This is a genomic window from Flavobacterium sp. GW821-FHT12A05 (genome assembly GCF_058807735.1).
Genome location: NZ_JBXAQY010000002.1, coordinates 265,136 through 277,940 on the forward strand (window position 1 = coordinate 265,136; position 12,805 = coordinate 277,940).

The following is a 12,805-nucleotide window of genomic DNA, read 5'->3' on the forward strand; positions in this document are numbered from 1 at the left end:
TTTTTTTCATTCTGTTAATTTTCTATTCTTCCATTCTCCTCTTTTTTAGTTTATTTTTATTTCTTTTTAAAATCTTTAAAAACACAGTAATTCACTTTTTACAAGAGAATCAAAAAGCCCTATTCTTATAGTCTAAATTTTAATTTTAGCCATAAAGTGACTCTTAACTTATTTACAAACTCATCAAATAATAAAACTGGCAATTATGAAAATTCCTTTTAACAAGAATCGAACTTTGGAGATTCTACATTAAAAAATTGAACCAAAAACACAACATACTGACTGTAAATACATTGCCCCATACATCAGGAAGTCCAGCAAACATTGAGATTTAGACTATTTGGTTATTCAAATATTGGGGTAATTAAGGTCTCTTTTGACCTCTAAAAGTTATAAAATTGATACATAAAGACTTTTTTATGCGAAACATCTTGTTTAATTAAAAACATAAATACGTATAATCTTAAAATACAAACAAAAATGATATGATTTAGTACTTCAATGACAATATATCGAATCTAATAAATGAAATAAAGAAGAATCTGAAATTGAATAAAAGAGGTTGCAATGCAACTTAAAACCGAATGTTTACCATAAAAAAGATGAATTAAGACTCACAAAAAGAATATGTGATCATTCTTATTCAGAAAATAAAAAAGGCAAAATACATAATGTATTTTGCCTTTTTTTGTGACCGCGGAGGGGTTCGAACCCCCAACCCTCAGAGCCGAAATCTGATATTCTATCCAGTTGAACTACGCGGTCAGTTATATTTTAGATTTATGATTTTAGAGTGTAGATTGAATCTAAAATCTGAACTCTAAAATCTAAAATTATTTACGAAAGTAATTTTTTTACAATTGTAGAAATGGTTTTTCCTTCAGCTGTTCCGCCTAATTGTGCAGAAGCTAAGCCCATAACTTTACCCATTGAAGCAATTCCTGAAGCTCCTGTTTCGGCAATAATTTTTGCAATTACTGCTTCTACTTCTTCTTCGCTTAATTGAGCTGGTAAAAACTTCTCGATTACCGCAACTTGCGCTAATTCTGGTTCAGCTAAATCAGGACGATTTTGTTCTGTGAAAATCCTGGCACTTTCTTTACGAGTTTTAACTAATCTTTGAAGTAATTTAATTTCGTCTTCTTCTGACAAATCTTCTTTAGATCCTGAAGCTGTTGAAGCCAATAATAATTCAGACTTAATTGCTCTTAATGACTCTAATGCTACTGTATCTTTTGCTTTCATGGCGGTTTTGATCTCGTCCATGATTTTTGCTTGTAAACTCATCTTTTATATTTTTTTATTTGAATAAGCTAATTGCTTATAAATTGACATTGTATTAAAAGTGTTCTCGACTTCACTCGAACTGACAACAGAATTAACTTTAAAAGTTAAGTAAAGAAGTCAAATTTCTAAATTCTGTGCGAAGATAAAAAAAATAACCCGAAAATTAAATCCAATTTTCGGGCTACCCTAATATTATGATTGTAAAATTAATCTACGTTGTCGTGCAAAAATGAATTATTTGAACGCAATTGCAAATCGTTGTTACTATCTGTTCCAACCGAAATTCTTGAATTTGTATTGTTTGATTGAGAATTCGATAAATCAATTCCTAATCTTTTGTAAGCTGGTTCTTTTTCCAACTCGTCAATTCTTGAAACGTTATTGTGGAATTTATAATTAAATTCTTTCAGTTTCTTTCTTCTTTCTTCAGCTCTTAAACGAAGTGTTTCTTCAATTGTTAATTCCAATGGAGAAACTTCTGAAGTTGTTGAAAAATCAGGCTGACTTGCAAAATCAACTCTTGGTTTTAAAGTAATGTTTAATTCCTCAGGAACAACATCTTCGATCACTTTTTCAACTGGTTTTGAAGAAGTCAACTCATTCTCCACTTCCATATATTCTTCTAACGAATATTTGATGATTCCCTTATCAGAAAGTTCTGTTACAGGTACAAATGAAACCGGATCATTTACTTTAATATTACGAGTTTCGTTTGACAGTTCGAAAACAATTTTATTGTCTTGCTCTACAACCGGCTCTCTTCTCACTTCTGGCTCAGATTTGAAAAGCGGTAAATCAAATGAAAAAGTAGTTTGTTGTTCTTCTCTTTCAAAAGTTCTTTGCTGTACAGGTTGTTTTACTTCCTGAATAGTTTCTGCTGCCGGAGTCGAAATTTTAAAATCAATATCAGTAATTGGCGAAACGATTTCGAAAGTTACATCCAGGTTTTTAATAAACTCAGACATTACTACCAATTCTTCCTGATTGATTGTTGGTGTTTTTACCGGCGCAGCTGGAGTTTGTACTACGGGAGCAACCGTATCTTCCATTAAATCAAAAACAATTTTCTCCTCTGATTTTGCTGTAGGTGTTTCTGCATTTAAATCAAAAGAAGTAAGTGTTCTGTTTGTTAAATTATGAACGCTTCTTTGTTCATCTTCTAACGTATGAATGATTTTTTTAGGCTCAGTATTAACGATTTCATTTTGTTGTTCAACATCAAAACCAGTAGCGATAATAGTTACAGCAATAGCTTCACCAAGAGATTCGTCTTCACCAACTCCCATGATAATATTTGCATTGTAACCTGCTTCTGCCTGAATGTGATCGTTGATTTCACCAATTTCGTCAAGCGTTATTTCGTTAGACCCAGAAACGATAAGCAACAATACGTTTTTGGCTCCTGTAATTTTATTGTCATTTAATAACGGAGAATCTAATGCTGATACAATCGCATCTTTTGCTCTGTTTTCACCTTCTGATACTGAAGATCCCATGATCGCTGTTCCACTGTTTGCCAAAACAGTTTTAGCATCACGTAAATCGATATTTTGAGTATAGTGGTGCGTAATTACTTCGGCAATACCTCTGGAGGCTGTTGCCAAAACTTCGTCTGCTTTAGAGAATCCGGCTTTAAAACCAAGGTTTCCGTAAACTTCTCTTAATTTGTTATTGTTAATTACAATTAAAGAGTCAACTTGTTTACGTAATTTTTCGATTCCTAATAACGCTTGCTCCTGACGTACTTTCCCTTCAAACTGAAACGGAATTGTCACGATACCAACTGTAAGGATTTCTCTTTCTTTTGCTAATTGTGCGATAACGGGAGCTGCACCTGTACCGGTTCCTCCACCCATACCAGCGGTAATAAATACCATTTTGGTACCACGGTCTAACATTTTCTCAATATCAGCGATACTCTCAATAGCAGACTGCTGTCCTACATCAGGATTTGCTCCTGCTCCAAGACCTTCTGTTAAATTCATACCTAACTGGATTTTGTTAGGCACTGAACTGTTCTGTAGTGCTTGTGAATCGGTATTACAAACTATAAAATCAACACCTTTAATACCTTGTTTAAACATGTGGTTAATAGCGTTACTACCACCTCCACCTACACCTATTACTTTGATTACATTTGATTGGTTTTTTGGTAAATCAAATGAAATACTTCCAAATTCTGAGTTGCTCATCATCTTTTTGGTTTTTGAAATTCTTATTTAGTACATTTTTTACTTCTTGACTTGGGGCAAAAAGTAATCCTTTTCTCTTTTTATTCTCTTATTCTGCGTTGTCTAAAAAATCTTTGATTTTATCGACATATCTATCAAAAAATGATCTTCTAATTTTTGTTTCCGTAGATTCCGCTTCGACCTTTGCTGTTTTAACTTCTCTTGTTTCTTCAAAGGCTTCTACTTGTTCAACGTAGTTTTCTTCGACTTCGTATCGCTGCACCGGCGGAGGTACATTTCTGTAAACCACTCTTGGCTGCTCATTTACGATTTCCATTCTAACGGCACTTTGCGTACTGTTTTCGATACTGTTCATTACTAAACCTACAGCTGTTGCAAATAACGGGCTGGAAATTTCTTCGCTTGAGTTTCCTGCCAAATGCTCATTTGGATACCCAATTCTTGTATCCATACCTGTAATGTACTCTACTAACTGCTTAATATGTTTTAGCTGCGCGCCGCCACCTGTAAGAACGATTCCTGCGATTAGTTTTTTACGAGGATCTTCGTGTCCGTAAGCTTTAATTTCTGCAAAAACCTGTTCCACAATTTCCACCACACGGGCGTGAATAATTTTAGATAGGTTTTTAAGCGAAATTTCTTTTGGTTCTCTGCCTCTTAAACCAGGAATAGAAACAATTTCGTTGTCTTTATTTTCTCCCGGCCAAGCCGATCCGAATTTTATTTTTAAAAGCTCTGCTTGTTTTTCGATAATCGAACAGCCTTCTTTAATATCATCTGTAATTACATTTCCTCCAAAAGGAATTACAGCCGTATGACGAATAATACCGTCTTTAAAAATGGCTAAATCTGTTGTTCCGCCCCCAATATCGATAAGTGCAACACCAGCTTCTTTTTCTTCCTGACTTAAAACCGCATCTGCCGAAGCTAATGGTTCTAATGTCAATCCTGATAATTCGATTCCTGAACTCTGGATACATCTTCCTACGTTTCTAATAGAAGATGCCTGTCCTACTACAACGTGAAAACTAGATTCTAATCTTCCGCCATACATTCCGATAGGTTCTTTTATTTCCGATTGTCCGTCGATTTTAAATTCCTGCGGCAAAACGTGAATAATTTCTTCTCCCGGTAACATCGCCAGTTTGTTTACCTGATCGATTAAAAGCTGAATATCTTTTTCGCCAATTACCTCTTCCGGATTATTACGGCTGATGTAATCTGTATGCTGTATACTTCTGATGTGCTGTCCGGCAATACCCACAACAACATCTTTTATTTTATAACCTGAATTATTTTCTGCTTCAAGGATCGCTTGCTGAATCGATTGAATTGTTTGTGTAATATTATTTACAACGCCTCTGGCCACACCTAAACTTTTGGATTTACCTATACCCAAAATTTCCAGTTTACCATACTCATTCTTCTTGCCGATCATGGCAACTATCTTTGTCGTTCCAATATCTAGACCTACTGCAATGTTATCTTTTTCCATTTTCTATTATTTTGTGCAAACTACTTGTTCCGTAAACCTAAGGTCAATCTTACTGTATTTATATAACGAACTATCTAAAACCGCTTTTTGAAAAAAGGCTTTATAGTTATTAAATTTTCTATCAACATTCATTGTACGACCAAAATCTATGACGTAATCATAGTTTCGGTTAAACATTTTTAGGCTGCCATTCGGCATAATTTGAATCGCAATGATGTTTTTTTTCAAAAACGCATCGTCGTAAATTGTGCGAAATAAAGCAGCTAAATCTTCGTTATTTTTTTCATTTATTGCCCCGGAAATAATGGGAACACGCGCGGTAAAATTATCTGACAAGGGCATTTTATTACCCTCATAGTCAATATAAAAAGAGCGATCACCATCATAAACTCTTGCTATTGGTGTCTTCTGTTTTACTACCGCTTTTAGAACGCCGTCGATACTTACAAAAACATCTGACTTCTCAATCATGTCTTGCGTATCAAGGGTTTTCTCTATCTTATTCAAATCTAGTTCATCTTTTCTAATACTGGAAGCGTCTCTTTTATTTTCTATCAACAATTTATTAACCGTTTCAGGCTTCACAAAAAGCGTATTTTCTCCTACAAAAACAACCATAGATTTTTTCAATTTTCTATCTCCATTTCGATGTTGTGCGAAAGAATATAGAAAAAGAACAAGCCCTAAAATGAGTACTAATCGAATATTTGTCCAATTAAATATTTTCATTTAGCATTTTTTTGATTGATGGCACCATTTCTCCAATATCACCAGCTCCTATTGTTACAATTATTGGCGCATCACTGGCTTTGATTTCTGCTAATAAATGTTCTTTTGTAACAATTTTTTTGTTCGAATTTGTCATTTTTCCTAACAGCCATTGCGATGTAATCCCTTCCATCGGTAATTCGCGTGCAGGATAAATATCCATTAAAAATACTTCATCAAACTGCGATAAGCTTTCCGCAAATCCGTCAGCAAAATCTCTTGTTCGGCTAAACAAATGCGGCTGAAACACAGCCAGTACTTTACGTCCCGGATACAATTCTCTAACTGCCTGATGAACAGCATTTATTTCTGTTGGATGATGTGCATAGTCATCTATATAAACTAACTTTTCAGATTTAATCTGATAAGAAAAACGTCTTCTGATTCCGTTAAACGAGGCAATAGCTCTTGCAATGGCATCGGTCGGGGTGCCATAAGTTTTTGCCATCGCAATAGCCATTAACCCATTCATTAGATTGTGTTTTCCCGGCAGTCCAAAATGAAGATCTTTTATAATTTCTGACGGCGTCTGCACATCAAAAACATAACTTCCGTCTTCAATTCGAACATTATATGCTTTGTAAACGGCATCTTCGTTTATAGCACACTGAACACCTTCTAGAGGTAATTCTTTGGTTATAAACAACTTGCTCTTATCTTCTACTTTTGATGCAAACTCCACAAACGAAGCTTCAATTGCATCGCTTGTTCCGTATATATCCAAATGATCTGCATCCATAGAGGTAATGCAGGCAATATTAGGATGTAAATGCAGAAATGAACGATCGAATTCATCTGCTTCTACAACGGTTACGGTTTTTCCGGTTCCAATTAAATTTGAATTATAATTCTCTACAATTCCCCCTACAAATGCTGTAACATCTGCACCGCTTTCGTATAGAATATGTCCTAAAATACTTGAAGTGGTTGTTTTACCATGTGTTCCGGCAACTGCAAAACTAAAAGTGTCTTTGGTGATAATCCCTAAAACCTCGGCACGCTTTTTAATTTCGTAATTTCTTTCGATAAAATAATTCCATTCTGAATGTGATTTGGGAACTGCGGGTGTAAAGATCACCAGCGTATTCTCGGCAAAATAATCACTCGGAATCAAATCAATATTATCTTCAAAATGAATATCAATACCGCTTTCGATTAATTCATTTGTAAGCATTGACGGCGTTTTGTCGTAACCTGAAACCTGTTTTCCGATATATTTAAAATAGCGGGCCAGGGCACTCATTCCGATGCCTCCAATACCAATAAAATAAACGTTTTGTATTTGATTTAAATTCATTTTAATTTTTGCTTTAAGCCGTAAAACCTTATTCTTTAATTTTATTTCCAAAACTTATTTATTGCTTTTTATTCCATAAAAAACTAATAATTAAGCCTTTGTATTTTCTCTGTTCTTATTTGACCAAATTGCCTAAAATAGCATGCTGCATATTTCTAAATGTTTCATAATATTTAGAAAAAGTTACATTATAACAACTTTTTAATTTCTTCCACAATTACCTTAACGGCATCCGGACGTGCTAATTTTTTAATATTTGCACTCAATTGTTTTTGTTTTCCATCATCTTTCAGCAGCGCTTCAAAAACAATGCTAAACTCGCTCTCCAGCTCAGATTCTTTCAACAAAATTGCACCTTTTGCATCTACAATGGCTTGTGCATTTTTAGTTTGGTGATCTTCAGCAACATTAGGAGACGGGATAAAAATAACCGGTTTCCCTACAATGCATAATTCTGAAACTGATGATGCTCCTGCTCTCGAAATAATGACATCGGCCGCAGCGTAAACAAAATCCATTCTTTCGATAAAATCAACTACTCTTACGCTTTGCTGATTGTGTTTTTTATAATCTTCAAAATATAATTTTCCGCACTGCCAGATGATCTGAACGTCTTGTGAAAGAAAATTTGATAATTCTTTTTCAATTAACTGATTGATTCTTCTTGCACCTAAACTGCCTCCTAAAACCAATAACGTTTTTTTATTTGGATCTAAACCATAAAAAGCAATGGCTTCATCGCGCTTGCTGTCAATATCAATTAAATCCTGACGAACAGGGTTTCCGGTTAAAACGATTTTCTCTTTCGGAAAAAATCTTTCCAGGTTTTCATACGCCACACAAATTGCATTTGCTTTTTTGCTCAACAATTTATTCGTTATTCCCGGAAAAGAATTCTGTTCCTGAATTACCGTTGGAATTCCCGCCGAACCTGCTGCTTGTAATAAAGGTCCGCTGGCAAAACCACCTGTTCCTATTGCTACATTAGGTTTAAATTGTTTGATGATTCTTCTTGATTCTAACAAACTTGTTGCTAATTTTAGAGGAAACATCATGTTTTGAAGCGTCAGTTTTCTTTGCAAACCAGCTATCCAAAGACCTTTTATTTCATAACCTGCCTGAGGCACTTTCTGCATTTCCATTTTGTCTTTGGCACCAACAAAAAGGAATTCAGCATCAGGAAATTGTAATTTTAATTCATTTGCAATCGCAATCGCAGGATAAATATGTCCTCCTGTTCCTCCTCCGCTTAGTATGAATTTATACTTTGTCATATCTCGTAATAGTTATCTTTTAAACTATTTATCCTTTGTTATTCTTTTATTATTTGTTTAAAACTGCATTCATCGGATTTCTTGAATTATCCTGAATTGAATACATAGCTTCGTCTTCGTAAATTTCTTCTCTTTCATCAACCGGCAGATCGTCTTCGGCCAATTCTTTATCTATCAATCTTTGAAGCGCTTCTTTTCTTCTTGCTTTTTCTTCCTGTTCTTCGGCGATTTCTTCGTCTTTTTTAGTTACACTGATAATAATTCCAAGAGAGAAACAAGTCATCCAGATCGAACTACCTCCAGAACTTATCAGCGGAAGTGTCTGCCCTGTTACCGGCAGTAATTCGACTGCAACCGCCATGTTAATCATAGCCTGAAATATCATGGGGAATCCGAGGCCTACGACAACTAATTTCCCAAATAACGTATTAGCTTTATGCGATGCAATCACAAATCGGAACAATAACAATAAATACAGAACTAATATCGAAACCCCGCCTACTAAACCATATTCTTCTACTACAATGGCATAAATAAAATCTGAAGATGATTGTGGTAAAAAGTTTTTCTGAACACTTTTTCCCGGGCCTAATCCGCCTAATCTTCCGGATGCAATTGCAATTTTTGCTTTTTCAATCTGATAATCGTCTTCATCCGGTTTATCAGTTGTAAAGTTCATTATACGACTTTCCCAGGTTGATACCCTGCTAAAGAATCTGGACTCTGGAAACGCCTTAGCTACCAAAAGGAAAAATGCCAGCATGGCAACTCCCGAACCTATAATAAAACCAATATATTTTAATGGATATTTACCAATGAACGTAAGCATCATCACCATTGAAAAAATCAACGCAGTGGTCGAAAAGTTGGCTGGTAATATTAGTGCCAAAGTGATAAATACCGGAACCCAAAGCTGAATTAATGAAGTTTGAAACGGTTCATTTTCTTCTTTGGTTTTTGACAAATAACGTGCAACATAAATAAATAATACACTTGCTGCTAAAGTCGATGTTTGAAACGTAATTCCAATAAACGGAACCTGAATCCAACGACTTGCGTTTGCTCCCGCAATTACGGTTCCTTTTAACAACGTATACAATAACAACAGCCAAACTACCGGAAGCGCAATTTTTGAGATCGCTCTAAAATAATGATACGGCACTTTGTGAACCCAGTAAATAATCAAGAAACCGATACAAACGTGCGCCAAATGTTTTACCAAATAACCCAATGTATTTCCGGTTCCGTGACCTATATACGCCAGATTACTACTCGCACTAAAAACAGGCATAAACGAAAACAACGCCAATAAAGCCACGAATGACCATATTACTCTATCTCCTTTTAATTTATTTACCAGTTCTTTCATTTTAGATTTCTGATTTTAGATTTTAGATTATTCTTAAAATCTTTAATTTTCTTATTTATTTATTCTGCTGTTTACCGTTTTTAGACTGCTGACAAAAATGGCTGTTAACTCATTTCCTTCTTTCCAAATAATTTCTAATTCAGATTTTGCAATCCACATTTTTTCTTTTATAATTTCTAACCAAAACAAAGTTTCATCTGCCTCTTCTAAACTATATTCATTTTAGAAACAAACTCCCTATCGCTTCTGGCTCTGCATACAGCCCGATAATTTGCCCCAATCGATGTTCCACTCCGCACTATTTGATTAGTTATTGATCTAACCACATTTGTATTTGGCATTTTTTCAGCCAATCCAATAATCATTAAAGAGAACCTTTTTGTTCTCACTTTCATTTCATCCGTCGTCATAATCAAAAAGAACTTAAAACATTTATTAATCTAAAATCTCAAAGTTTAGAAACAATCTAAAATCTAAACTCTAAAATCTAAAATTATAAATTGTGTACTGCTTGTTTGAATTGCTTCCCTCTGTCTTCGTAGTTTTCGAATAAATCGAAACTAGCGCAGGCTGGAGACAATAAAACGGCATCACCTTTTTCTGTTAATCTCTGTGCTGTTTTTACAGCATCGTTCATATTATTAACTTCTACCATAATATCTACAACATCTCCAAATGCGTTAATAATTTTATGATTATCAACTCCAAGACAGATAATGGCTTTTACTTTTTCGCGAACTAATGACATTAATTCGTTATAATCGTTTCCTTTATCAACTCCTCCAACAATCCAAACCGTAGGTACATTCATACTGTCCAGCGCAAAGAAAGTAGCATTTACATTTGTTGCTTTCGAATCGTTGATGTATTGTACATTCTGGATTTTTAATACTTTCTCTAAACGGTGTTCAACACCTTGAAAATTAGATAAACTTTCGCGTATTGTTGCATTTCTAATTTGCATCAATTTTGCTACAGAGCTTGCTGCCATTGCGTTTTTCATGTTATGTTTTCCTTCTAACGCAATGTGTTCTGTTTCCATTGTAAACTCTTCTTGGTTGATCTTTATTTCCATTTTGTTGTTATTTATAGAAGCCCCTTCATCAAATTTTTTCGTCAATGAAAAAGGAATTAATTTTGCTTTTGTTTTGTTCTTTTTTAACCATTCTGCGCTTGCCTCATCGTCTGCATCGTAAATGAGATAATCGCCCTCGGTTTGATTCATCGTTATTCGGAACTTTGAATCGATATAGTTTTCATATTTATATTCATATCGATCTAAATGATCCGGGCTGATATTGGTTATAATTGCAATATCCGGCCTGTAATCTATAATTCCGTCCAGCTGAAAACTGCTTAATTCAAGAACGTATGCATCAAATTTATTTTCGGCTACCTGCCAGGCGAAACTTTTTCCGATATTACCTCCCAATCCTACATTTAATCCTGCCGATTTAAGCAAATGATACGTAAGCATTGTAGTGGTCGTTTTACCATTACTTCCGGTAATTCCAATTGTCATTGCTTCTGTAAAAGGCTTGGCAAATTCAATTTCCGAAATCACTTTTACTCCTGCTGCAATCAGCTTTTTTACTATCGGAGATTTCTCTGGAATTCCGGGGCTTTTCATCACCACATCAGCATTTAGAATTAAATCTTCAGTATGCTGTTCTTCTTCCCAGGCAATTTTATTAATGATAAGAACTTCTTTGTAACTCTCTTTTATCTTTCCAAAATCAGATACAAAAACATCGTATCCCTTTTTCTTTCCGAGAATAGCAGTACCTACACCGCTTTCTCCTCCACCTAATACTACCAGCCTCATCTATCTTAATTTTAAGGTAACAATTGATAATATGGCTAACATGATCGCTACAATCCAGAAACGGGTCACGATTTTACTTTCGTGGTATCCTTTTTTCTGGTAATGATGATGCAGCGGCGACATCAGAAAAATTCTTCGGCCTTCGCCAAAACGTTTCTTTGTATATTTAAAATAAGCTACCTGAATAATTACCGAAGCACTTTCTGCAAGGAATATTCCGCAGAATAAAACGATTAAAATTTCTTTACGAACGGCAATTGCTAAAACGGCAATGATTCCTCCAATAGTTAAACTTCCAGTATCTCCCATAAAAACCGATGCGGGAAATGAGTTATACCAAAGAAATCCAATTAGTGCCCCGACAAAAGCGGATATAAAAACCGTCATCTCACCGGAGTTGGGTATGTACATTATATTAAGATAGTTGGAGAAAATAATATTTCCCGAAACGAATGTAAATATTCCAAGCGCGAGAACGGAAATTGCGGATGTTCCAGCGGCGAGTCCGTCGATTCCATCTGTTAAATTCGCCCCGTTTGAAACTGCTGTGATAATAAAAATCACAACCGGAATAAATACCAGCCAAGCCCATTTTTCGTATCCGTCACCTAAAAATGACAATACTTCGGCATAATCAAACTCATTATTTTTTACGAACGGAATTGTAGTTGCTGTAGATTTTTCTTCTATTGGAGCTGGCAAAATTACCGTTGTACTAACATTAGCTGTTTTAAAAACATCCGTTCTTCCGGTATCTGTTCTTACAGTTACAGCAGGGTTAAAATAAAGAACTGCACCTACAATAATTCCAAGACCAACCTGCCCAATAACTTTAAAAATCCCTTTAAGTCCTTGTTTATCTTTTTTGAATATTTTGATATAATCGTCAACAAAACCAATTGTTCCCATCCAAAGCGTGGTTACAATAAGCAAAACGATATAAATATTATGCAAACGAGCAAATAACAAAACCGGAACTATGGTAGCAAAAATGATAATCAGTCCTCCCATTGTCGGCGTTCCTGCTTTTTCATTTTGACCTGCAAGACCTAATTCACGAACAGTTTCTCCTACTTGCTGATTGCGTAAGAAGTTGATAATTCTTTTTCCGTAAATCGTTGATAAAAGCAGCGAAAGCATAAATGCCAAAGCCGATCTAAATGTGATGTACTGAAAAACTCCTGTTCCTGGCCAGTCCAGTGTTTTGTCTAAATATTCAAATAAATAGTATAACATATCTCTTTATTTTAATTCCTTTCTTAAACTTCAAATCCCGTTTATTCTGTGGTATTTGGAAT

Annotated in this window: 10 protein-coding genes and 1 tRNA gene; all 11 read right to left on the minus strand. The window is 34.9% G+C overall.

Going from position 1 to position 12,805, the window contains the following annotated elements:
- Positions 1 to 691: 691 nt before the first annotated feature.
- Positions 692 to 765, minus strand: a tRNA-Arg gene (locus AC1RRQ_RS04475).
- 72 nt (positions 766 to 837) lie between these two features.
- Positions 838 to 1,287 carry a GatB/YqeY domain-containing protein gene (locus AC1RRQ_RS04480; protein ID WP_493021814.1) on the minus strand — a complete coding sequence of 150 codons (450 nt, stop codon included), beginning with the start codon at positions 1,285 to 1,287 and terminating at the stop codon, positions 838 to 840.
- Positions 1,288 to 1,493: 206 nt separating this feature from the next.
- Complete coding sequence (gene ftsZ, locus AC1RRQ_RS04485) at positions 1,494 to 3,482, minus strand: cell division protein FtsZ (protein ID WP_493021815.1); 1,989 nt, start codon at positions 3,480 to 3,482, stop codon at positions 1,494 to 1,496.
- Positions 3,483 to 3,567: 85 nt separating this feature from the next.
- Positions 3,568 to 4,974: a cell division protein FtsA gene (ftsA, locus tag AC1RRQ_RS04490; RefSeq protein ID WP_493021817.1), complete on the minus strand. Its 1,407-nt coding sequence runs from the start codon at positions 4,972 to 4,974 to the stop codon at positions 3,568 to 3,570.
- 6 nt (positions 4,975 to 4,980) lie between these two features.
- A complete protein-coding gene (locus AC1RRQ_RS04495; protein WP_493021819.1) occupies positions 4,981 to 5,703 on the minus strand; it encodes a cell division protein FtsQ/DivIB in 723 nt (240 codons plus the stop codon).
- Positions 5,690 to 7,039 (minus strand): UDP-N-acetylmuramate--L-alanine ligase, encoded by a 1,350-nt coding sequence (gene murC, locus AC1RRQ_RS04500; protein WP_493021821.1) that lies wholly within the window; start codon positions 7,037 to 7,039, stop codon positions 5,690 to 5,692. The genes AC1RRQ_RS04495 and murC overlap by 14 nt, the downstream gene beginning before the upstream one ends.
- A 188-nt stretch (positions 7,040 to 7,227) precedes the next feature.
- Complete coding sequence (gene murG, locus AC1RRQ_RS04505) at positions 7,228 to 8,313, minus strand: undecaprenyldiphospho-muramoylpentapeptide beta-N-acetylglucosaminyltransferase (RefSeq protein WP_493021823.1); 1,086 nt, start codon at positions 8,311 to 8,313, stop codon at positions 7,228 to 7,230.
- Positions 8,314 to 8,362: 49 nt separating this feature from the next.
- On the minus strand, positions 8,363 to 9,682 hold the full coding sequence (locus tag AC1RRQ_RS04510) for an FtsW/RodA/SpoVE family cell cycle protein (protein WP_493021825.1): 1,320 nt from the start codon (positions 9,680 to 9,682) through the stop codon (positions 8,363 to 8,365).
- A gap of 206 nt (positions 9,683 to 9,888) precedes the next feature.
- Positions 9,889 to 10,092 carry a four helix bundle protein gene (locus tag AC1RRQ_RS04515; protein ID WP_493021827.1) on the minus strand — a complete coding sequence of 68 codons (204 nt, stop codon included), beginning with the start codon at positions 10,090 to 10,092 and terminating at the stop codon, positions 9,889 to 9,891.
- Between the two features lie 83 nt (positions 10,093 to 10,175).
- The gene (gene murD, locus AC1RRQ_RS04520; RefSeq protein ID WP_493021828.1) at positions 10,176 to 11,507 is read right to left on the minus strand and encodes a UDP-N-acetylmuramoyl-L-alanine--D-glutamate ligase; all 1,332 of its coding nucleotides are present in this window, start codon (positions 11,505 to 11,507) and stop codon (positions 10,176 to 10,178) included.
- Positions 11,508 to 12,743 (minus strand): phospho-N-acetylmuramoyl-pentapeptide-transferase, encoded by a 1,236-nt coding sequence (gene mraY, locus AC1RRQ_RS04525; RefSeq protein WP_493021829.1) that lies wholly within the window; start codon positions 12,741 to 12,743, stop codon positions 11,508 to 11,510.
- Positions 12,744 to 12,805 lie beyond the last annotated feature (62 nt).